The organism is Clostridium sp. DL-VIII (assembly GCF_000230835.1).
Classification (GTDB): Bacteria; Bacillota; Clostridia; order Clostridiales; family Clostridiaceae; genus Clostridium.
The window spans coordinates 552,237-575,501 of the sequence record NZ_CM001240.1 but is presented as its reverse complement, the minus strand read 5'-3'; the positions used below and the strand labels follow the sequence as shown (position 1 = coordinate 575,501).

The 23,265-nt window shown below is 30.7% G+C and carries 19 protein-coding genes and 1 riboswitch; all 19 genes read right to left on the bottom strand.

What is annotated here, in order from left to right; translation table 11 throughout:
* The 19 genes from CDLVIII_RS02780 to rpe all read right to left on the bottom strand — a co-directional run bounded on the left by CDLVIII_RS02780 (nt 1) and on the right by rpe (nt 23,150).
* Nucleotides 1-441 carry a PTS sugar transporter subunit IIA gene (locus CDLVIII_RS02780; RefSeq protein WP_009167938.1) on the bottom strand — a complete coding sequence of 147 codons (441 nt, stop codon included), beginning with the start codon at nt 439-441 and terminating at the stop codon, nt 1-3.
* Complete coding sequence (locus CDLVIII_RS02775) at nt 442-2,487, bottom strand: BglG family transcription antiterminator (protein WP_009167937.1); 2,046 nt, start codon at nt 2,485-2,487, stop codon at nt 442-444.
* A 602-nt stretch (nt 2,488-3,089) separates the two neighbouring features.
* The gene (locus CDLVIII_RS02770; RefSeq protein ID WP_009167936.1) at nt 3,090-4,511 is read right to left on the bottom strand and encodes a PTS mannitol transporter subunit IICB; all 1,422 of its coding nucleotides are present in this window, start codon (nt 4,509-4,511) and stop codon (nt 3,090-3,092) included.
* Nucleotides 4,512-4,806: 295 nt separating this feature from the next.
* On the bottom strand, nt 4,807-5,943 hold the full coding sequence (locus CDLVIII_RS02765; RefSeq protein WP_009167935.1) for an aminotransferase class I/II-fold pyridoxal phosphate-dependent enzyme: 1,137 nt from the start codon (nt 5,941-5,943) through the stop codon (nt 4,807-4,809).
* Between the two features lie 149 nt (nt 5,944-6,092).
* Nucleotides 6,093-7,238 (bottom strand): PLP-dependent aspartate aminotransferase family protein, encoded by a 1,146-nt coding sequence (locus CDLVIII_RS02760; protein ID WP_009167934.1) that lies wholly within the window; start codon nt 7,236-7,238, stop codon nt 6,093-6,095.
* A gap of 177 nt (nt 7,239-7,415) precedes the next feature.
* Nucleotides 7,416-7,534, bottom strand: a riboswitch (SAM riboswitch).
* Nucleotides 7,535-7,709: 175 nt separating this feature from the next.
* Nucleotides 7,710-8,978, bottom strand: a complete 1,269-nt coding sequence (locus CDLVIII_RS02755; protein WP_009167933.1) for an ABC transporter permease — start codon at nt 8,976-8,978, stop codon at nt 7,710-7,712.
* Nucleotides 8,969-9,706 (bottom strand): ABC transporter ATP-binding protein, encoded by a 738-nt coding sequence (locus CDLVIII_RS02750; protein ID WP_009167932.1) that lies wholly within the window; start codon nt 9,704-9,706, stop codon nt 8,969-8,971. The genes CDLVIII_RS02755 and CDLVIII_RS02750 overlap by 10 nt, the downstream gene beginning before the upstream one ends.
* Nucleotides 9,707-9,711: 5 nt before the next feature.
* On the bottom strand, nt 9,712-11,139 hold the full coding sequence (locus CDLVIII_RS02745; protein ID WP_009167931.1) for an efflux RND transporter periplasmic adaptor subunit: 1,428 nt from the start codon (nt 11,137-11,139) through the stop codon (nt 9,712-9,714).
* Between the two features lie 269 nt (nt 11,140-11,408).
* Entirely contained in the window at nt 11,409-12,560 is a 1,152-nt protein-coding gene (locus CDLVIII_RS02740; protein ID WP_009167930.1) for a CapA family protein, read from the bottom strand.
* 189 nt (nt 12,561-12,749) lie between these two features.
* On the bottom strand, nt 12,750-13,748 hold the full coding sequence (locus CDLVIII_RS02735; RefSeq protein WP_009167929.1) for a LacI family DNA-binding transcriptional regulator: 999 nt from the start codon (nt 13,746-13,748) through the stop codon (nt 12,750-12,752).
* Between the two features lie 294 nt (nt 13,749-14,042).
* On the bottom strand, nt 14,043-15,539 hold the full coding sequence (malQ, locus tag CDLVIII_RS02730) for a 4-alpha-glucanotransferase (protein WP_009167928.1): 1,497 nt from the start codon (nt 15,537-15,539) through the stop codon (nt 14,043-14,045).
* 169 nt (nt 15,540-15,708) lie between these two features.
* Nucleotides 15,709-16,608 carry a carbohydrate ABC transporter permease gene (locus CDLVIII_RS02725; protein WP_009167927.1) on the bottom strand — a complete coding sequence of 300 codons (900 nt, stop codon included), beginning with the start codon at nt 16,606-16,608 and terminating at the stop codon, nt 15,709-15,711.
* Nucleotides 16,608-17,474, bottom strand: coding sequence for a sugar ABC transporter permease (locus CDLVIII_RS02720; protein WP_009167926.1), 867 nt, complete (start codon nt 17,472-17,474; stop codon nt 16,608-16,610). Before CDLVIII_RS02720 ends, CDLVIII_RS02725 begins: the two co-directional genes overlap by 1 nt.
* Before the next feature lie 103 nt (nt 17,475-17,577).
* A complete protein-coding gene (locus CDLVIII_RS02715; protein WP_009167925.1) occupies nt 17,578-18,885 on the bottom strand; it encodes an ABC transporter substrate-binding protein in 1,308 nt (435 codons plus the stop codon).
* A gap of 292 nt (nt 18,886-19,177) precedes the next feature.
* Complete coding sequence (locus tag CDLVIII_RS02710) at nt 19,178-19,435, bottom strand: GIY-YIG nuclease family protein (RefSeq protein ID WP_009167924.1); 258 nt, start codon at nt 19,433-19,435, stop codon at nt 19,178-19,180.
* 195 nt (nt 19,436-19,630) lie between these two features.
* The gene (locus CDLVIII_RS02705; protein ID WP_009167923.1) at nt 19,631-20,287 is read right to left on the bottom strand and encodes a ribulose-phosphate 3-epimerase; all 657 of its coding nucleotides are present in this window, start codon (nt 20,285-20,287) and stop codon (nt 19,631-19,633) included.
* A 25-nt stretch (nt 20,288-20,312) separates the two neighbouring features.
* Complete coding sequence (locus CDLVIII_RS02700; RefSeq protein ID WP_009167922.1) at nt 20,313-21,815, bottom strand: phosphoglucomutase; 1,503 nt, start codon at nt 21,813-21,815, stop codon at nt 20,313-20,315.
* 102 nt (nt 21,816-21,917) lie between these two features.
* On the bottom strand, nt 21,918-22,358 hold the full coding sequence (gene rpiB / locus CDLVIII_RS02695) for a ribose 5-phosphate isomerase B (protein WP_009167921.1): 441 nt from the start codon (nt 22,356-22,358) through the stop codon (nt 21,918-21,920).
* A 120-nt stretch (nt 22,359-22,478) separates the two neighbouring features.
* On the bottom strand, nt 22,479-23,150 hold the full coding sequence (gene rpe / locus CDLVIII_RS02690; RefSeq protein WP_009167920.1) for a ribulose-phosphate 3-epimerase: 672 nt from the start codon (nt 23,148-23,150) through the stop codon (nt 22,479-22,481).
* Nucleotides 23,151-23,265: the final 115 nt, after the last annotated feature.

Genomic DNA, 23,265 nt, shown 5'->3' with positions numbered 1-23,265 from the left:
TTACATCTCTCCTTCTTCTATAATTTCTATTATTTCTTCTGGAGTCTTTGCATTTCTAAGTCTCTCAACATTTTCTTCATATTGAACTGTTAGTGCTATCTTTGATAAAATCTCCATATGTTCATCGCCTTTTCCAGCTATCCCAATTACTATATATGCAGTATTTCCTTCACCGAAATCAACACCATTTGGGTATTGAGCTATAACTATTCCAGTTTCAAGGATTTCCTTCTTATATTCATTCATACCATGTGGAATTGCTACACCATTCCCCATGTAAGTTGTTACTTCCTCTTCTCTAGCTTTCATTCCCTCTATATAATTTTCTTTAACATAACCTCCATCTATTAAAAGCTTCCCAACTCTTTCTATTGCCTTGTCCTTAGATTCTGAACTTACATTTAATACTATTCCTTGTTTTACTAAGATTCCTTTTTCCATTTATTCTTCCTCCTCATTATTAATGATGTTAATTAGAAACTCTCTAATCTCCACCGCACTGCTAAATTTTAATACTTCAATAAATTCTTTTTTTTCTATTAATGAAACACTTATTTTGCCGAGAATCTTAAGTATATAATTACTTTCAGCATTCCTTGCAAACATGACTATAAACGTGTCTACATCCTCTACTGAAAATCCTATACTTCTCATAGCTAAAGGTTTATTTATTCTATATACTCCTACAAATGGTTCACTGATTTCATCACTTCTAGTGTGTATAAGAGCTACATTAGTTCCTGGAACAACTACATTTCCATTTTCCTCACGTTTAAAAATGAGTTTTCTTATGACTTCTCTATTTTTTCCAATATTTATTTTGTGAATATCTTCTACTATGAAATTTATTAAATCTGTGAAAGCTTCACTATTACATTTATTTACTTTAAGATTTTTAACCATAGTATTAGCCAGCTCATATTCCTCATCTGTAACTGTATTGTCAGGAGCTTCAGCAAATAATTTTAATTCTTTTTCATTATTAGCTTTAAACTCAGATATAAACTCACTGATTTTTTCCACATCTTCCTCATTCATGAAATGTGAAACTACAATTATATTATCTGCTTCTAAACTTACAGGAACTGTTGCTAAAATCAAATCATATTCGTTCCTTTTAACTAAATTATTTATATCATGCAAAGACACCACATCAATAGTTTTTATATCATTAAAGAGAGTTTTTACTTTATTGCATAATATTCTTGAAGTACCTATACCACTTGGACATACAACCAGCACCCTAATATCCTTAGACATTACCTGCCGTTTTTGTATAGCCACAACAATATGCATAGTTATGTACCCCACCTCCTCTGGAGGAATTTTAAAATTATATCTTGAAAATATTAGCCTACAAGTACTATTAATAATCTTATATATGTCTCTATAGTTTTCTTTTATTTCATTTATAAGTGGGTTTATTACTTTTAGCCCCAAGTTCAGCATGTAAAAGGTTTGTTTAAAATGTTGAGCAAGATCTTTTGTTAATTGCTCATCCCCTGTAATATCCACATTCATTTTTTTTGATACTTCTTCAATGACTTCTTTCGATATATTCTCATAATCAATATCTGATTCTATACGATACTTATTATTAAACAAATACTTATAATCACTCAGATATAAACATAAATAAACTAATTCATCCTCTGATATAAATATATTATTCTTCTCTAAGCTCTCGCCCAAATATTGTATTCGTTTGTATTCATCTACAGCTAAGATATTCGTTTTAATTTCCTTAGGTAAATATATACTTTCTCCATTTTGAGTCTTTTTTATTGATAGGAGTACTTGTATAAATAAACTTAGGTATTTTATATCGTTGTTTTTAAAATAATCTAATTCTTTATCCTTCAATACATTCTTTACTGAATTAATAATTTCATTTCCAAAAATAATATTAAAAAATACCTTAACCAACTGATCGACTTTTTCATCATAAAGAAATGCTAATAAGTCTTCGAAAGGTTTAAAATCAAAGAACAATTCTACTATGGCATTTCTCTTATTCCACTCTGATCCCTGAATACTTATTCCATAACTTCTCTTTCTGATAACGCATAGATTCTTTGAAATAAGCCTTTTTTCGATATTATCTATATCTAGACTTATGCTTCCCATTACTACATTAAATTTATGGCAAAAATATGATGCTTTTAAGGGCTCCTTACTAACCAAAAGTTCACACATAATTATGATTTGTCTTTGCTCCTTGCTAAATAACCAAGGAATCGGAATCATCTCTAAAGAGCTTTTGATTTCTTCTAGATTTTCCTTATTACCAGAAATACTTAAATTCATATCTTCATCATTAAATATAACTATACTACTTTTTTTAAGTTCTTTATTAATAGCATTTATTTCCCTTAATATGGTTCTTTCACTTACATCAAGGTCTTTACTTATGCTCTTTATATTAGAAGTACCTTCATTTAAGATTGTACTTAATATAAATTGCTGCCTAGGAGTTAAATTATTCATATACTTCACCCGATTTACTTTATTATTTTTTATGCACTTCTTAGGTTATCGCATCTTTTAGTAATGTAAAATCTTTTAAGATGAATTATCATTATATAGTCATTAATTTTTATAATTTAGAACTTTTCAAAAATAGGTTTTCCTATTGTCTAAGATTAAATACGATACTAAAATAAAGAAGTATTATAACTAGTTATTTTTATTTTAATAATAAGAATCGTTAATACCCATTATTAATTTTTAGTAAACGTTACCACTCCTTTGAATATTTGCATTTTTTTGCATATTCCTAATTATGGAGTTAATTGTCTTAATGTAAATTTTAATATGTTATTTATCAATATTGAATATTATTGTTTCTTTCACTTATTATCTTATACTACGTATAATACGTTTTCAATTTAAACAAGTTCAAAACTGTGGTGACTTTTCAATGACAAATTTAAAGTTCAAAATTAATTATTATTGCATGAATATATTAGTTATAAATCACAAAAAATAGTCTGGCTTTAAAAAATTTTTAAATATATTCATATAAACCACAATAAAGGACAATTAAACTCATTGTCCTTTATTGCTATTTCATGTTTATTGTAACTTAATTATTTTAATGTGTTTATAAAATCATCATATTTACTACGATCTAAGAAATTTTTAACTGTAATTATATTAGCCGATGCTGATGCTGAGCTTCTTGCTCTTTCAACTAAGTTTTCTTGAGTAAATATTACATTAGCTTCTTTTGGAATGCTGTCAACTGATGAATGTTTAACTTCTATCCCATTAATTCCAGCATCTTTTAGAGCCTTTTTAAGAATTGATTCTCCCATTGCTGAAGATCCCATACCTGCATCGCAAGCAAAAACTATTAATTTAACATCATCTTTTGATACATTAACAGCTGTTTCTTCAGTCTTTGTACCTTTGCTCTCTGCCTTCATATCTTTCATTTTAGCTTGAGCTTCATCAAGGTTTGCTTCCCCACTATCTTTTGATGCTTTAAGAATTATTGATCCAACTAAGAAAGATACAATTGTAGCTACTGCAACTCCTGCTAAAACAGATGCGTAATTACCTCTTGGTGTCATAGCCATTACTGCAAATATACTACCTGGTGAAGCTGGTGCTGCAAGTCCAGCATGAGTTAATACAAAAGTTAAGTCTGCACAAATTCCTCCAGCTATTGCTGCTAATATTAACATTGGTTTCATTAAGATATATGGGAAATATATTTCATGTATTCCTCCAAGGAAGTGAATGATTATAGCTCCTGGAGCTGATTGCTTTGCATTTCCCTTACCATAGAATGTATAAGCTAAAAGTATACCAAGTCCTGGACCTGGATTTGCTTCAAGTAAGAAGAATACTGATTTACCTACTTCTTGTGCTTGTTGTATTCCAAGTGGAGATAATATTCCATGGTTAATTGCATTATTTAAGAATAATACCTTTGCTGGTTCAATGAATATATCTATTAAAGGTAATAATCCCATGTTTGTAACTATTGTAGCTAAACTACCTAATGCATTTGAAAAACCTTGAACTACTGGTTCAATGCAAGTAAAACTTATAAGTGCTAAGATTCCTCCAAAGATTCCAGATGAAAAGTTATTAACTAACATTTCAAAACCTGTTGGAACTTTTCCTTCAAAGAATTGATCCACTTTTTTAATTACATAACCACCAACTGGTCCCATAATCATTGCCCCTAAAAACATTGGTATAGAAGCACCGATTACAACACCTATTGTTGCTATTGCACCAACTACTGCTCCCCTTTGACCATATACAATTTTACCACCTGTATATCCAATAAGTAATGGTAATAAATATTTTATCATAGGATCTACCATAGTGCCTAAATATGCATTTGGCATCCATCCTGTTGGAATAAATAAAGCCGTAATTAAACCCCAAGCAATAAATGCACCGATATTAGGTAATACCATACCACTTAAGAAGCTGCCTAGTCTCTGTACTTTTCCTTTTAGAGATGTTTTTTCCCCTGTATTAACAGTTTCCATAATAAAACCTCCTATTTATTCAATAAATTATTTTAGTATTAGTTCTTTCATTTATCATCTTAAACTATCGTGAATACCTTTTCAATTTAAACAACTTCAAAATTGTGCTACGTTTTCAATGACAAATTTAAAGTTTGAGTATAACCATTGATAATTCACATTTTTATTATGTTTTTTTCAGCAATAAAAAATACCTAATAGATAAAAGATATCTATTAGGCTCTTTCACATTTGTGCCATTCACAATTATTTAAATACAAAATTTCATATTAATACATTATTTTAACAATCACGATTACTTCTCCATAGCTTCTCTAAATGATTCAATTAAATCATCTATATCTTCTAATCCTACAGATACTCTTATTAATGTATCTGTAATTCCAAGTTCTTCTCTTTCTTCTTTTGGAATCGATGCATGGCTCATTTTAGCAGGATATGACACTATAGTTTCTACACTTCCTAAGCTAACTGCTACGGCTACATTCTTAACATTATTTAAAAATGTTTTAGTCCTTTCAAAAGTTTTAAACTTAAAGGATAAGACTGCGCCAGCGCCATATGCTTGTTCTAAATGCAATTCTCTTCCTTCCATAGAAGATAATCCAAGATAATATACTTTTTCCACTTCTTCTCTTGTCTCAAGCCATTCAGCCAATTTTTGAGCACTTTTTTGAAGTGCATCTAGTCTAACCTTTAAGGTTTTAATTCCTCTAACAAGAAGCCATGAATCTTGAGGCCCAAGTACAGCTCCAAAAGTGTTTTGTATTTGATAAATTCTATCTCCAAGCTCTTTCGTCTTCGTTACAACAAGACCTGCAATTACGTCACTATGTCCACCTAAAAATTTAGTCGCACTATGAAGAACTATATCCGCTCCTAATTCTAATGGCCTTTGAAGATATGGTGACATGAAAGTGTTATCTACTATTGTAATTGCATTATTCTCTCTAGCTAATTTGCTAGCAGCCCTTAGATCTGTAACCTTTAACAACGGATTTGATGGAGTTTCTAAATAAAGTCCTTTTGTATTTTGTTTAAAAGCCTTTTCTATTTCTTTAATATTTGATGCATCTACAAATGTAAAGTCAATATTAAATCTTGAAAATAATTTTGTAGCTGCTCTATAAGTTCCCCCATAAACATCTCCACAAATTATAATGTGATCTCCTGCTGAAAATATTGATAACACAGAACAAATTGCTGCCATTCCTGAAGCAAATGCAAAGCCACACTCTCCCCCCTCGAGTTCTGCTATTATTTTTTCTACTACATCTCTTGTTGGGTTTCCTGACCTTGCATAATCATATTTTCCGAAGTTCTCTATATCAAATTGATGAAATGTTGATGTTTGATATATTGGAGTACTTACAGACCCTGTTGTAGGGTCTATATCTCCACTTGCATGTATTAATTTAGTTCCAAAATTCATAATTACACCCCTCTTATTCAGTTAACAGTTAGCAATTAACAGTTAACAATTATTGATTAATTTGCTACGTAAATTCTTTAAATTTTAAAATTATGTTTTTGAAAAGCCGTCAGCTTTTCTTCCTAAACTCTTAATTATTAACTCTGAACTTAGTTAATTGCGTTGTCTAAGTCACCTATTAAGTCATTAATATTTTCTATTCCTACTGATAATCTTAATAGATATTCATCTACACCTAACCTTTGCTTTATTTCTTCTGGAATCTCTGAATGAGTTTGAGTAAATGGATATGTTATTAAGGTTTCCACTCCTCCTAAACTTTCTGCGAATCTTATGACTTTAACACTCTCTAGGATTTTAGGAACTAATGCTTTGTCCTTGACTCTAAAAGATAGTGTTGCTCCAAAACCTGTTGATTGTTTCTTATTTATCTCATATCCTTCTGAACTCTCTAAACCAACATAATAAACTTTTTCTACTTTAGAACTTTTCTCTAAAAATTTTGCTATCTTTATTGCATTTTCTTGAGATCTATCTAATCTTATATGTAATGTCTTTAATCCTCTTAAGACCAACCATGAATCAAATGGAGATAATGTTGCTCCTGTTGACATATGAATCTTTCTAAGCTTTTGCAAAATTTCTTCATCATTTCCAACTATAAATCCTGCCAATAAATCATGGTGTCCACCCAAAAATTTTGTTCCACTATGAATTACTAAATCAGCACCTAATTCCAATGGCTTTTGATAATAAGGTGTTAAAAAAGTATTGTCCACAATTAATAGTAGATTTTTTTCCTTAGTTATTTCTGCTACTGCTTCTATGTCTGTCACCTTCATCATTGGATTCGAAGGAGTTTCTATAAAAACAGCTTTTGTGTTTTCTCTTATAGAGTCTAATATATAATTAATGTTTGTTGTATCAACAAAAGTTACTGTTATCCCAAAATCTCTATAAATGTCATCAAACAACCTATATGTACCTCCATATAAGTCATCAGATAAAATTATATGATCCCCAGATTTAAATAAGTGTATACAGGCATTAACCGCTGCAACTCCTGACGAAAATCCTATTGCTGATTCCCCACCTTCTAAAACAGCTAGTGTTTTTTCGGCTTCTTCGCGTGTTGGATTTTGAGCTCTTGAATAATCATATCCTGTACTATTATTGAGTCCATGATGCTTAAATGTAGCTGACTGATATATTGGAAAACTTATTGCTCCGGTAACTTTGTCCCCACCTGATACCCCACTTACTGCAATTGTTTCAAAAGATTTTTTTAGTGCCATTTTCTTGCCTCCTTAAATTTATATCTTACTTAATGCTTTATTAGTTATTATTTAATATTTATTTATAAGTTATAACTTATCAGCTAATAATATTTTTATTATTTTATAGTAATAAAAAAAGTCACTTCTCAAACAAGAAGTGACTGCATAGTCATAAGTTCTAATAAGACTTAATTCCTCTCATTTTTCAAGATATTCTCTTGCAGGATTTAGCACCAACGAAAAAATTCATTTTAAAAATTTTCTCAGGTTGCCGGGCTTCAAAGGGCCAGTCCCTCCACCGCTCTTAATAAGATTAACTTATATAAATATTCTTTTATTAATATTAATTATACATAGTTAAAAATCCTTGTCAATAAATATCAGTAAATTTATAAGTTTTCTGTAAAATAAATTTTTAAAAGATGATCTTTTAAAAATAATTATTGAATTACTCTCAAAAATCACCTTTTATACATATATTCTAAACTTCTATTCATATCTTAAAGCTTCAATTGGATCAAGACTAGCTGCCTTTTTAGCTGGATAATATCCAAAAAATACACCAATTGCCATTGAAAATGTGAAACTTATTAAAATTGTTGGAATTGATATTGATATTGGTGAATTTAATACTATACAAGCAATTATCCCCATACTGATTCCAAGTACTATTCCTATTGCACCACCTATTGAACATATTATAACCGATTCAGTTATAAACTGCATTTTTATGTGGCTGCTTTTTGCACCAAGGGCTTTTCTTGTTCCTATTTCTCTTGTTCTCTCCGTAACCGATACAAGCATTATATTCATTACTCCTATCCCACCTACAAGTAATGCTATGGCCGCAATTACAGATATTCCCATAGATATCATTCCTAGTACTGAAGTAATTGATTCCGCCTCATTTTTAAGGTTAGAAACTTGTAACTCCCAATATTTATTACTCTTATACAATTTATCCGTGTATTTCTTTATATCTTTAACTAGTTTATCTGAATCAGCATTAGGACTAGGTTTAATCATAAAATAAGAATAATTTTTATTTGTTTGATTAACCTTGGCCGTTGTTACAGGAATATATACATCTGTCTGTATATCTTTTTCAGTTGCTGTAGATCCACCTCCCTCTAAAAATGATGGCGGTTCATACTTGTACACCCCAACAATAACATATGTTTCAATATCATCTTGTATATAAACCTTAATTTCTTTACCTAAAGGATCTGACTTTCCCTTAAATATATTATTAACAAGCTTTTCAGAAACTACAGCACTCTTTTTTATTCCTTTAACATCTTTATCTGAAATGAATCTTCCACTAAGCATCTTTATATTATTTACATCCTTAAAACCATCGTTTACTCCAACAGTTGTTACATTCGCATATAGATATCCATCCTTTACTTTACCACTTCCTTCTTGGGCTGATATACTTATACTGCTTATTCTATCAAAGAATGCATCATGAAGTGCATTTATTTGATCTAGAGATACAAGATCACTATCATCAGGCCTCTTGCTCGAACCACCTTGACTAGAACCGTCTATACTTTTTTCCCTTACATAAACCTGCATATTATTAGCACCTAACTTATCTAGTTCTCCTGATACCTTAGCAGTGATTGCACTTCCAATAGAAACAATGCCTATAACAGCGGATATTCCTATTATTATTCCAAGCATAGTTAATAAAGAACGCATTTTACTTGATTTTATTCCTGCTATTGCAAGCAGTATATTCTCTTTTATGAACATATCTCTTCACCATTTGGAAATCTCTTAATATACTTATCATTATGTCTTTCTGATACTATCTTTCCATCCCTTAATGTTATAATCCTTTCTGTTTCTTCTGCAAGTTCATAGTTATGTGTTATAAATACTATTGTCTTTCCTTCAACTTCATGAACCTTATGAAATAAATCCATAACTAATCTTCCTGTTGCTGAATCAAGAGCGCCTGTGGGTTCATCTGCTAATATGATACTTGGATCATTAGCCAAAGCACGTGCAATTGCAACCCTTTGTTTTTGTCCTCCAGATAATTCATTTGGAAGATGCTTCATTCTATCTTTCATCCCAACAAGTTCTAAGAGCATTTCTGCCCGATCACACCTCTCACGCTTATTCATTCCATAATAAAGCATTGGTAATTCAACATTTTTTAATGCTGAACTTCTTGGAATTAAGTTATAAGTCTGAAACACAAAACCTATTTGCCTATTTCTAACCTCTGATAAACCATTATCTGTTTTTTCATTAACATTTGTGCCATCTAAAATATAAGTCCCAGAGGTTGGCCTATCAAGTGCCCCTATAATATTCATTAAGGTACTTTTTCCAGAGCCTGATGCACCTACAATAGCTACGAACTCACCCTTATTTATTGTTATATCAATGTTTTTAAGAATATTTAACTGATTAGGAGTATTAACATAAAAACTTTTCACAATATTTTTCATCTCTATTATACTTTCACCCAATATACTCACCTCTGATCTATTCGTACTTTCTCCCCGACCTTGCAGACCGTAGGATCATTGATTACCATAACTCCATCCATAATTCCATCACCTGAAATTTCTACATTAAAATCAGATTCAAGCCCTATATTTATTGGTACTTCCCTAACTATATACTCATTTGGTTTTTTACCGCTTTTTTCTGCTATATATATACTTTTGTTGCCATTCTTTTCAACTATACTTTCTGATGAAACTGCATAAATATCAGATTTTTCACTTGTAATAATATTTACCCTTGCACTCATTCCAACCTTTATATTTTCATTTGCATCGTTTATTTTAACTTTTGCTTCAAAATCTCCATCAGAACTTGTTTGATCACTTTGAGAATCAGATTTATTCTGAGTTTGAGGTATACTTCCTTTTTGTGCTACCGGACTAACACTTATCACTTCTCCTGGAATAACTTCCTCTCCTGTTGCATCTGTTTTTATTTCTACTCTTTGTCCAGCCTTTACATTTGCTATATCAACTTCCTTAATAGGAGCTGTTATTTCTATATTATCTAGATCTTCGATTTCAAATAGTATTCCATTCCCTGAATTTCCTACAACAGCATTCACTCTTGTAACGGTTCCATCAGTAGTTGCTTTAATTGTACATGCTTCTAATTGCTGCTGCTGCTTTTCAATTCCAATGCGTTTACTTCTATCGCTGCCTTTAGCCTGTGCTGTTTCATAATTACCTTTAGCTGTGTTTAACTCTTCGTCTGCTTTGGTTTTAGTACTTTCTAGCGCTACTTTTGCTTTTTCATACTCTGAATTTGCAGTATCAAAATCTATTTTTGCTTTATCAAAATCACTTTCTGTAATTGCTCCTGAATTAAATAATGTCTCATTCTTTTCATATGTCTTTTTTTTATCATCAAGATTAATCTTTGCTACATTTAAAGCCTCTTCTGCATCTTTTACATCCGAATTCAAGTTATTATCATGTAAGTATAACTCTTCCTCATAGGTTTTTTGCGTGGTATCCGTCTGTGTTTTATCACTAGCTTCTTCCGCATCAGCTGCTGCTATTGACTGTTCAATATCCTTCTCTAAATCTGCTGAATCTAATATTGCTAATACATCCCCTGCTTTAACTTTATCTCCTTCTTTGACTTTTACATCTTTAATTGAGTTATTCATTGTACTATATATATTAGTGGAATCTTGACTCTTTATTTCTCCTAAAACACTTACACTATTTATCACTTCTCCTTTTGATAAAGCTGTACATTTAATAGCTACTGCTGGTTTAGGTATAACAAATTTCCATATTACTATAGCTACAGCTATTACAAATATTGTACTTAACACTACTATTTTTTTACTTGGTTTCTTTTTGAGCTTTAATCCTTTAAGGCTAATACCTTTAGGCCTTAAATTTTTAATATCTAACTTTGGCATCCTTTACTTCCCCCAAACTTTTACTCCATGAATAATAATTAATAGGAAGCTTCATTCCTTTTACTTACAATTCATGTATTTTACCCTTATCTTTCATCACATAATGCTTGTATATAATTTCCATGCGATGCCTTTAGTATATCATTGCCAATCTAATATAAGCCTTAACAAAACATTAAATTTTTCTTAAATTACAGAGGACTATCTTAAAATAAATTTTGTTTATTTTAAGATAGTCCTCTGTAATTACTTTACTATTTATTAATCTCTTATTTTATGTAAAAAAAATCATCCTTGATGCCATCATTTAGACTTGGTGATAACTTATTTAACGTTTCTAATATGTCTGTTCTATTTTCACCAGTTGCTAAAGTTGGGATATAATCATTTTTATCATTTCTTGAAGAAATCATGGCTGGAATAACTTTATACTCGAAGTTTATTAATCTATCATTCTCTATATTAGCCTTAAGTTGAAGTATAAATGTTCTTTTATCCGATGGATTTGAATTTCCACCAAAGCAGAAATTCCCCATTGAATATGCTATAAGCCTCCCCTTATAATTTTCCATGCTTTGAATCACATGAGGATGTGAACCTATAACAGCATCTGCACCACTATCAATAGAAAATCTGGCTAACTTTTGTTGAACATCATCTGGCTCATATACCCTTTCAATTCCCCAATGAAAATATGGAATAATTACAGTTGCCCCTTTAGCTCGCAATTCATTAATATCATTAACAATTTTTGCTTTTAATTCATCTGAATACTGCCAGCCAGTATATCCTATAAAACCAAATTTAACACCTTTTATGTCTCTTAAAATTTTATAACCCTCTCCACAAATATCAATATTATTTTCTTTTAATGTATTTATAGTATCATTTATCCCTTGACTGCCATAATCATAAATATGATTATTAGCTATTGTAACGCCATCGATATAACCATTTGTAAGAATCTTAGCATACTCTCTAGGCCCCTTAAAATTATAATATACTTCTCCTTGTTTAATAGTCTTAATATTAGAATCTGTAAGTGTAGTTTCTAAATTTACTAAGGTATAATCGTCCTTACTAAATACAGAAGATACATTTTGCATAAAATACGAATAATCTTTCCCACTATTTATAAATGCAGCTGGTAAGCTTCCATCATATGCAAATTTAGAATCTGTCCCTAATGTAAAATCTCCAGCAAAAGAAATTGTAATCTCCTTTTTTATTGGCTCTTCTTTAATATTTTCTTCTGTTAAATTAGTAATCTCATCATCGATTTCAACATGGGAATCATTACTTTTAACTCTTTGCATCTTCAAATAGTATCCTACTCCGCTTATGATTAATACACTTAAACAAATTAATATAGCATTTATTAAATAATTCTTCTTTCTATATCTTTCACTTCTTTTCCTCATAATATTATCCCCCAAATTTTTAGCTTTGAGTTATCTTTATGCAAATACTAACATATTATACGTCCTACTTCCATAAGTTGATGTATTATTTTGAACTATGGCAAATATTTTTTATTTATATATCCACTTATTGCAATCGATTGCGTTATTCTTGTCAATGAATACCGTAAGTTTACATTTATATGTAATTTAAAATGATGATCTTCTTATAAGTTTAGACTCAATAATATAATGATTTGTTGATGTTTCGTTATTCTCTAGAAAATCAATTAGAATCTTTGCAGCATAATACCCAAGTTCCGAAGCATTAATATCTACCGATGATAATGGAGGTGTTTGAAACTCAGCTAAGGGACTATTGTTAAATCCCACCACATCAATATTTTCAATTTTTCTTTCCTTAAGAACTTTAAGTGTCCCAAATGCTAGTACATCATCTTCTACTATTATAGCTGTTGGAATCATATTTTTTAATAATTTTATAGTTCCATTTCTACCCTCTTGCTCATTGAAATCATTAGCCATTATAACGCTTTTATTTTGAATTTTAATTCCATTAACTTCACATGCAGCTTTAAATCCTTTATATCTATCTTTTGTCACATTCCACTCTTTCTTAGCTCCAAAAAAGGCAATAGACTTATGTCCTTTTTTTATTAATTCATTTACTAAATTATACGTCGCCTGAAAATTATCATTATCCACCCATAGTAAGCTTTCTGATTCTTCTGGTCTTCCTATTACCACAAATGGAAACTCAGCATCTTTAAGGTATTTAATGCACTTATCATCTGTCCTTGCTCTCAATAAACATATACCATCAACTAAATTGCTTGTAATAAAATTATTTATATATTCTATTTCTGATTTTTCATCTTCACTAAATGCGTATGAAATATAATACTTTTTATTTTGAGCATAAAGGCTCATTCCTTTCATTGCCTGAATGAAAAATGTATTGGTTATTAAATCTTGAGCTTCACTTGGTAAAACTACGCCTAAAATTCTGCTTTTCTTGTTAGCTAAACTTCTAGCAATTGCATTTGGCTTATATTTTAATCTATTTATTGCATCTCTAACCTTCTCCTTAGTCTCCTCACTTATTTGTGAGCTATCCGATATAACCCTTGATACCGTCGATGGAGATACATTTGCTTCCTTTGCTACTTCCTTAATCGTAACCTTCATAATTCTCCCCTATTCTATCTTAATAATTTTAATATTAGCATATTTAATATAATGTTACAAATAATACATTAATTAGTATAATACTCTCATAAATAATGAATTTTCTACCTTATGGATGAGTAGCTCAAGGACTTGATTTGTTACTTGTGATTTTTAGATCATGCTATACTCAATTATAAGTTATGAGCTCAAGATGAAATCCTACCTTATAAGAATTTTAAATATATATATTTTTGAAAAGCCTATGGATCTTTTTCCAAAACTCATAACTTATGACTTTTAACTCATAACTAATTAAAGGTTTTTCTTTAGTCTTCCATAAATCTTAGTAACTCTATAAATCTTTTCAGCTAAATCATTTGTAAATAGGCCTGATTTTGCCCTCCAACGCCAATTCTCCCCAAGAGTAGATGGCAAATTAATTCTTGCTTCATTACCCAAATCCAAAAAATCCTGCATTTGAGCTATTGCTACATCTGCAGTGCTACTCCAAGCTCCCCTTATAAATCCCCAGTTATAGCCTTCTTCTTTATTCAAACCCAAATACTCTATTGCCTTTTTAACTTGTTCCCTTGGAGCACTTGTTTCCATCCAGCCTCTAACTGTATCATTATCATGAGTTCCTGTGTAAACAATGAAATTTCTTTGATAATTGTGAGGTAAAAAAGGATTTTCACTATCTGAATCAAATGCAAATGTTAGTATTTTCATTCCTGGAAAACCAGTATAATTTCTAAGTTCTATAGTTTCTTCTGTCAAAGTCCCCAAATCTTCTGCAATTATATTTACCTCTCCTAGTTCAGCCTTAATTGCATCAAATACTTTTCTCCCAGGGCCTTTAACCCACTCTCCCCTCTCTGCTGTTGGATCTCCATAAGGAATTGACCAATATGATTCAAAACCCTTAAAGTGATCTATTCTGAGTACATCATATAAATTCAAACTTTGCCTTATGCGATCTATCCACCATTTATAATCTGTCCTCTCCATATAGTTCCAATCATAAATAGGATTTCCCCATAATTGGCCTGTAGCAGCAAATATATCTGGCGGACACCCAGCAACCTTCAGCGGCTTCATGGTCTTTTTATTAAGAAGAAATGCTTCAGAATTTGCCCAAACATCTGCACTATCTTCTGCTACATATATAGGCATATCTCCTATTATTTCAATACCTAGTTTATTTACATATGACTTTAACTCAGTCCATTGTTTATAAAACTCATATTGCAGAAACTTCCAGTAATTTATTTCATCACTTAATAAATTCCTATATTTATCTATAGCTTCCGACTCTCTCACTCTTATATCTTCATCCCATGTTTGCCAGCTTTTTAAATTAAACTCCTTCTTTACTGCCATATACAGCGCATAATCCTCGAGCCAATATGCTTCTTTTTCCTCAAACCCTTTTAAATTCGTACTCTTATTTAATTTAAAATTCTCATATGCTTTTCTTAGCACCTTAAACTTTTCTGTGAATATTGTTCCATAATCTATCTCTTCTACATTCTTTCCAAAATCTATGGCGTTATAATCTTCTTCTTTTAGCAATCCTTCTTCTTTTAAAATGTCAAAATCAATAAAATAAGGATTTCCAGCAAACGCTGAAAAAGATTGATATGGAGAATCTCCAAAGCTGGTAGGCCCAAGAGGCAGTATTTGCCAATACTTTTGACCTGCTTTTTTAAGAAAATCTCCGAATTCATATGCTTCTTTACCAAAGGTTCCTATTCCATATTTTCCTGGCAGAGAAGCAATATGCATGATAATTCCACTACCTCTGTTCATACCTTCCTCCTATTATCCACCTCTTGCTTTTAATATGTTTTGCACTATTATTTCCATCTTAATTTACTGTATTTAGTAATTGCTTACATAAAACATCAAGGCACAGTTTTTATTTATAAGTATTATATTCCGTTAGTATCTTTAATGATTATTGTAATTTTCTAACAAACTATTTTATTGAACCTTGAACAATTCCTGCTATAATCTGCTTTTGAACAAAGAAATAGAATATTATTATTGGAATTATGGCCATGATTAATGCGGCCATAGCTAATTCCCATTGTTTTGAAAATGCTCCAAAGAAATTATTCATAGCTAGTGGTATAGTATTTATTTTCCCGTTTATAGTTAAAAAAGGTAACAAAAAATCGTTCCATATCCAAATACTATTTAATACTGCTACTGTAACGGTAGTTGGCTTTAATAATGGCAGCAAAACTTTTACATATGTCTGCCATTTGCTACATCCATCTATAATTGCGGCCTCTTCCACTTCTTTAGGGATTCCTTTAATAAATCCATGATACAAAAATATGCTCATACTAACACCGAATCCTATGTACATAAATATGAGCCCATAGTGTGTTCCTAGCATTTGAAATGGTCCAAAATGGATTAATCCCATCCATTTTACAAGTGGTAACATTACTGCCTGGAATGGAACAATCATTCCTGAAGTAAATATATAAAATATTATCTTGCTCTTTTTTGACTGGTCCCGCACCAATACCCATGCTGCCATTGATGAAAATAGAAGTATTAATACTACACTTCCAACGGTTATTATAATAGAATTAGCAAATGCACTTATTACATGCATTTTATCCATAGCATCTAGATAATTCTTAAAATTCCACGTCTCTGGTAATCCTGTAGTATTAGAAAATATTTCTCTTCTTGATTTAAATGAATTTATTATCATCAAATAAAACGGTGTCATATATACTACTAATAGCAACCATGCAAACACTTCTAATATTTTTAACTTGCCAGTGTAGCTGCCTAATGTCTTCAATTTTTTGCTTGATTTAGTTTTCTCTATATCATTAACAACTTTACTTGTTTCCATTATACTTCTACCTCCTTCTTCTTATTAAAGTAAACTTGAGTTAAAGAAATAGTAGTTACAAGTATAAAAAATACAATAGCTTTAGCTTGTCCTATCCCCATATTATTTACTATAAATGCTTCATTATATATGTTTAGTGCTAACATTTCAGTTGTTTTTACAGGTGTAAGAGAGAAATTTAAGTCAAACAACTTAAATGAATTTGCTAAAGTTAAAAATAAGCAAATTGTTATTGCTTGTCTTACCATCGGTATTGTTATATTTTTAAATGTATGCCATCCATTAGCTCCATCAATATGCGCTGCTTCTATTAGATCCGTAGGAACATTTTCAAGGGCTGCTACATAAATAACCATTATGTACCCAGCATACTGCCATGTTGAAACTATTAGCATTGCAAGCATCGCTGTAGTTGGCTGCTGCAAAAGTGATGTTCCAAGTATTTGAGAACCTAAAGTTTTTCCTATTGATGTGAATACGGAATTAAACATGAATTGCCATATAAATCCTAAAATTAATCCTCCAATTAAATTTGGCATAAAAAATCCAGTTCTTAAGAAACTGCTGGTTTTTAATTTCCTTGTAACTGCATATGCTAGTCCAAACCCAACTAAATTAATAGTTATTACGCTGGCTATTGTATATAGAACCGTTATTTTTAAAGAGTAAATAAATTGTGTATCCTTTGGAAGATTAATGTAGTTCTTTATTCCTACAAAATCATATTGTGGGTTAGCGCCATTCCAATTTGTAAATGTATAATATATCCCAATTATAAAAGGGATTATTACCACTACTGTTATTGCAAATAAGGCTGGCCCTACAAAAATCCAAAAATCTTTGCTATCCTTTAATTTTTTACTCATACTCTTACTCTCCTTTCATAATAACTTTTGGAACTTCATCCTAAAATATTTTAAAAAATTCATGAGAAGATATATCCCCTCATGAATAGAATTTTATCTAGTGCTATTTAGCTTTTGTTGCATCTTGAATTCCTTGCAACATATCTTTCTTAGCCTGCTCTCCCATATCAGTATTAATAAACTTAGAGAATAAAGGTGCTAAACTATTCTTGTTAAATCCATCTGGTAGATTAGTAAATGCCCAAGGAAGAGTTTTTCCTGCTTTATTATATTCATTTATTGATTTGTTCAATGGATTATCACTTTGAACTGTAAAGTTTGTAAATGCAGGAATCATGTCCATATCCTTAACTAATGATTCTTGACCAGCTTGACTGCTAACCATCCAATCTAAAAATTCTCTAGCTTCCTTATTAACCTTAGAATCTTTATTAACTACCCAGTACATTGGAACTCCTACTGGAATAGATCCACTCATCTTTGGATCATCATTTATTGCAAGTGGAACAAATCCCATATCAAATTTAGCATCTAAGTTCTTTAAATCTGAAGCAATCCAGTTACCTTGATGTATAAATGCAGTTTTTCCAAGAGCGAAATTACCAACTTGAGTACTATAATCTATGGTGTCTAAATTCTTTCCACCACCATATTTACAAAGTAATTCAACTAGATTCATCCAATCGTTAAATTGCTTATTATTAACTATATCAGCTTTACCTGCAAGGTAATCCTTAGTAAATTGAGTCGGATTATCTTGAGTTGCGAGTGGTATATTAAATGTATGATTTCCTGTAACCCAGAATTCTTTTGTTGTATAAGATACAACGTTATCAATACCTAATTCAGCTTTTTCACTATCTAATTTTTCAAAGGCTGCTTTTAATTTATCAAAAGTATCTATAGACTTGGGATCGATACCAGCCTTGTCCAAAATTTCTTTGTTGTATAATAATCCATAACCTTCTGTAGCAGCTGGCATACCATAAACTTTTCCATCAATAGTTACTGTATCTAGAGTTCCTTTAACTGCATTGTTCACCCATTCTTCTGAGCTTAAATCATCAATTTTATGTTTCCAAGTTTCGTAATCCCCAGCACCCTGAATCATGAATATATCAGGTTCAGTTCCTTTTTGAAACTCTGCCTTTAAAGATGCACCATAATCAGCTCCTCCACCAACTGAAGTAACTTCAACTTTTACACCTTTTTCTTTCTCATATTCTTTAGCAAGTTCTTGAAGCTGATCATTGATTTCAACCTTTAGTTGATAAACTCTGACTGTCTTTCCACCTCCAGAATCACTAGAATTTTGTGTACTTGTAGTAGTCGATGCTTGTCCGCATCCTGCCATAGTCCCCACTAATAATGCAGAAGTCAAAATTCCTGATAATAACTTTTTTGTTTTCATGTGAATACCCTCCATTAGAATTCATTTAATTTTTTGATTTTTCCAAAGCCTTAAATGATATATTAATATAACATATGCCTAAAATATTAATTTTAGATATATGATATTTATCACATAATTAAAGATTTCATTTATGCAAGCGTTTGCGAAAGCTGCTAAAAAATTTAGTCTTATAACATTTTGCGTTATTTAGACTATCTTCGAACCTCCACTTGGGTATTTTGTATTATATTTACAGTATAGCAGTATAAGAAAACTTTTACAAGTAATTTTTTTACTTTTTTAGTAGTTATCACACTTTCTCTCTAGAGTAACAACTTATCAATTTTAATTTTTCTTTCCTCGTTAATCTTTTTATTGCATATTCCCTTTTCATTGCATCATTTTTATTCTCAAATATTTCATGATAAATCAGCTTAACTGGGCCTCTTCCTCTAGTATACTTTGCTCCAATTCCCTTTGAATGCATTTCAACTCGTTTTTCTAAATTATTTGTCCATCCTGTATAGAGTGTACCATCTGCACATTCTAAAATATATACATAATTCATTATATTCTCCTAATTATTCTTCTATTATATTTAATTATATATCTATTTTATATTATAGGGCATATAAAAATGAATAATAAGGCAAAGATATATCTCAAATAAAAAGAATCAGGTATAAAGTATTTTCACATTTTACACCTGACTCATGCTATATTTTACACGGCTAATATATAATTATATACAGAATTAATACTACTATATAAATGCTTTTATGGCATTCGTTTTTGATATATAGCTTTCATTATCATCATTAAACAATGCTGATGTTCCCAAGACATATATATCAATATATCTATTCTTTAATGCTTTTAATGTAGTTTTGTTTATGCAGCCATCAACTTCTATTAACGGCCTTTTCTCAAAATTTTTTAAATACTCATTTAGCTCATCTATTTTATCTACTACTCCATAATTAAACTTTTGTCCTGAAAATCCTGGATCTACTGTCATAATAAGAATCATATCAATCTCTGAAATGTAAGGCTTTATTCTTTCCAATGGTGTTAATGGACTTATAGCAATAGAAGCTTTTATTCCTCTAGATTTAATAGCATCTATGTTTTTCTTTACATCCTTGCCAGCTTCTACGTGAAAAGATATATATTCCGGTTTTAAATAACTATACATATCTATATACTTATCTGGATCAATTGTTGCTAAATGTATATCAAGAGGTATGCTAGTGGTGCTCTTTATTTGCTCTAATACATATGGCCCCATGGCAAGATTGTTAACAAAAACACCATCCATTACATCACAATGTAATAAATCAATTTTCGCCTCTTCTAAATTTTTGAGTTCAGTACGTAAATCTATCTGATTTGCACACATTATTGATGCTGCTATCTTCAAAATTAACTCCTCCAAACAAATATATTTATTTTGATATGTCCTCTAGTTCTTCATATTTTTTTAAAAATAAAATTAATTTTTCCAGCATCATATTTGTTCCATTATCCGAATCTGACTCTACATTCAATGCTAATACAGGTTCATGTAATGATAATCTTAATAAAAACCATCCATCACCGCTTTTTTTATTACAGTTTATCCTTACGCCTTCATAATTTTGTGGTTCAATTGTCCAGCCTTCTATTTGTTCTACGTATTTTTTTAAACCTTCAATTATCATTTCCCCATATGTTCTAAAATCTGCTCTTTTTATATTTATTCTTATATCTCTGCTCTCTTTTGGGTATTTAAGATTTTCTATAAGACTAGAAACATCCTTTCCCTCTTCTTTTAACTTAGCCATTTTTATCAATATTTTAGCAACCAAATATGCACCATCATCTAAGAAATAATTTTCTTTCAATGCAGCATGCCCAGATGTTTCTATCGCTAAGTTGCTCTCCGAACCCTTTTCATTTAATCTCTTTGCTTCATTTATAACATTTTTATATCCTCTTTTAAATCTATGATGAATTCCCCCTAAGTTTGTTATAAATTCAGCAAGCCCTGATGAAGTTACCGAGTCTGTAACAATAGTAGAATTTGGAGTCTCCTCTAGTACTATAGCAGATATCAATGCTATAAGTGCATTCTTATTTATCTCCGTTCCATCACTGCTTACCACTGCTGCCCTATCCACATCTGTATCAAAAATTATTCCTAAATCTGCGTTATTTTCAAGGACTGCCCTCTTTATAGATTCCATGGCCTCTTTGTTTTCTGGGTTTGGTATATGATTAGGAAAGTTTCCATCAGGTTCTGTGAACTGACTTCCTTCTATATCAGCTCCAAGCTTTGATAAAACTTTATGCGCAAAAAATCCTCCTGCTCCATTTCCTGCATCAACAATTATTTTTTTTCCTTCTAGAGGAAATTCATAATTTATTTCTGAATTTACGCTTTTCCTTATTTTATTGACTAATATATTTGAGTAAACATCTATAAAGTCAATATTTTCTACTGATCCACCAGCACAACTCTTTCCCTCTAAACAGGAGTATTCTATTATTTCTACAATATCTTCTTTTTCACATCCACCTTCCTTAGTAAAAAATTTCAATCCATTATAATAATATGGAAGATGACTCGCTGTTATCATTATAGCTCCATCACAGGAGTAGTCTTCTAAAATAGTCGTCATAAACATGGCAGGAGTTGTACACATTCCACAATCATAGATCCTGCAGCCAGAATTTAAAAAAACTTTAATTAAAGCCTCTTTCAATTCTGGACCTGACAATCTTGAATCTATACCAACAGCTATTTTTATACTACCTTTATCTATGTTTTTATTGTTTTTGAGCCATTCCACAAACCCATTTCCTAAGGCTCTTACTAAATCTGGTGTAAGATTTTTAATTCCATTATATTCAGTCGCTATCCCTCTTATATCCGTTCCACTTTGCAACTTTTTAAGTTCTTGTAGCATAATAATTCCTCCCAAAACTAAAGTATATACTAGTAAGCATCTTGCAATATCTTCTTATTATTAAAGTGATTAACAAAATAATTAAATTAATTTTAGCAAAATTTATCTTTTTTCTATTTCTTCTATCAATGCAAGTCTTTCTGCGTGTCTTCCGCCTTGAAATTCTGAATTCAACCATGTATTTACAATTTCAAGAGCTAATCCTTCTCCTATAACTCTTTCCCCTAAACATAAAACATTTGTATCATTATGCTCTCTAGTAGCTTTTGCAGAGAAACAATCACCAACAACTGCGGCTCTTATCCCCTTGTATTTATTGGCTGCAATCGACATTCCAATGCCTGTCCCACAACATAATATTCCTAAATCACATTCTTTTGATACTACTGCTTCTGAAACTTTTAATGCATAATCTGGATAATTTACACTCTCACTGCTATTAGTACCGAAGTCAATAGCTTCTATATTTTTAGCTGAAAGCTCTCTCTTTATTGCATTTTTTAAATTAACTCCACCATGGTCACATCCTAAAGCTATTTTCATCTATATCATCCTTCCTATTATTTACTCATTGAATCTTAATATCTCTCGTAGTATAATTATCTTTAAAATAATAGGAGAATACTCGCAATATTCTCCTGTTATTTAAGCATGTATAATGAGTTATGGGGTATTGTCGATGTTTATTATCTTTTGATTGAATAGATCAATGTTTTCCGCTAAACCGTCATTAAATAATGAAGAACCTATTACAATATCTCTAGCTCCTGCTTTAATTACATTTTCTATATTGTATAAATTTATTCCACCGTCTACTTGAATAGTGAAACCATAATTGTTCTTTGCTTTGACTTCATTAAGCTGACTTATTTTATCTAAAGCAAAAGGAACGAATGCTTGTCCGCCAAACCCTGGTTCTACAGACATTATCAAAACTCTATCTAAAAGAGGATACACATATTCTAGGCAGCTTATTGGTGTTGCTGGATTTAAAGCTACTCCTGCCTTTATACCAAAGCTTTTTAAATAATGTATGCTTTTATATAAATGAGTTGCAACTTCTGAATGTATCGTAATACTGTTTGCTCCTGCCTCTACTAAAGCTTCAACATATTCATCTGGATTTGTTACCATTAAGTGAACATCAAATTCTGCTTTTGTCAGCTTTCTTAAAGCTGCTACTTGACCTAATCCTATTGAAATATTAGGTACATAATGTCCATCCATAATGTCTATATGAATAACCTTAATATCCTTTTCATTAAATATTCTAAAGTCTTCTGAATAATTACATACATTTGCTGATAACAGTGATGGTGAAATTATTACTTCCATCTCCAATCCCCCATTCTTACTTCATATATAACTTTATTTTATATTATTTCTTTAAATTCTTTATTAATTTATCTTCAGTTAAATTATATTATCCTAGCGTGGTTTTAGTTTATTG

Bases quoted from the DNA above. Each gene is read 5' to 3' on its own strand.
- CDLVIII_RS02780 (WP_009167938.1), bottom strand. From the start codon at position 441: ATGGAAAAAGGAATCTTAGTAAAACAAGGAATAGTATTAAATGTAAGT.
- CDLVIII_RS02775 (WP_009167937.1), bottom strand. From the start codon at position 2,487: ATGAATAATTTAACTCCTAGGCAGCAATTTATATTAAGTACAATCTTA.
- CDLVIII_RS02770 (WP_009167936.1), bottom strand. From the start codon at position 4,511: ATGGAAACTGTTAATACAGGGGAAAAAACATCTCTAAAAGGAAAAGTA.
- CDLVIII_RS02765 (WP_009167935.1), bottom strand. From the start codon at position 5,943: ATGAATTTTGGAACTAAATTAATACATGCAAGTGGAGATATAGACCCT.
- CDLVIII_RS02760 (WP_009167934.1), bottom strand. From the start codon at position 7,238: ATGGCACTAAAAAAATCTTTTGAAACAATTGCAGTAAGTGGGGTATCA.
- CDLVIII_RS02755 (WP_009167933.1), bottom strand. From the start codon at position 8,978: ATGTTCATAAAAGAGAATATACTGCTTGCAATAGCAGGAATAAAATCA.
- CDLVIII_RS02745 (WP_009167931.1), bottom strand. From the start codon at position 11,139: ATGCCAAAGTTAGATATTAAAAATTTAAGGCCTAAAGGTATTAGCCTT.
- CDLVIII_RS02740 (WP_009167930.1), bottom strand. From the start codon at position 12,560: ATGAGGAAAAGAAGTGAAAGATATAGAAAGAAGAATTATTTAATAAAT.
- CDLVIII_RS02735 (WP_009167929.1), bottom strand. From the start codon at position 13,748: ATGAAGGTTACGATTAAGGAAGTAGCAAAGGAAGCAAATGTATCTCCA.
- malQ (WP_009167928.1), bottom strand. From the start codon at position 15,539: ATGAACAGAGGTAGTGGAATTATCATGCATATTGCTTCTCTGCCAGGA.
- CDLVIII_RS02725 (WP_009167927.1), bottom strand. From the start codon at position 16,608: ATGGAAACAAGTAAAGTTGTTAATGATATAGAGAAAACTAAATCAAGC.
- CDLVIII_RS02720 (WP_009167926.1), bottom strand. From the start codon at position 17,474: ATGAGTAAAAAATTAAAGGATAGCAAAGATTTTTGGATTTTTGTAGGG.
- CDLVIII_RS02715 (WP_009167925.1), bottom strand. From the start codon at position 18,885: ATGAAAACAAAAAAGTTATTATCAGGAATTTTGACTTCTGCATTATTA.
- CDLVIII_RS02710 (WP_009167924.1), bottom strand. From the start codon at position 19,435: ATGAATTATGTATATATTTTAGAATGTGCAGATGGTACACTCTATACA.
- CDLVIII_RS02700 (WP_009167922.1), bottom strand. From the start codon at position 21,815: ATGCTACAAGAACTTAAAAAGTTGCAAAGTGGAACGGATATAAGAGGG.
- rpiB (WP_009167921.1), bottom strand. From the start codon at position 22,358: ATGAAAATAGCTTTAGGATGTGACCATGGTGGAGTTAATTTAAAAAAT.
- rpe (WP_009167920.1), bottom strand. From the start codon at position 23,150: ATGGAAGTAATAATTTCACCATCACTGTTATCAGCAAATGTATGTAAT.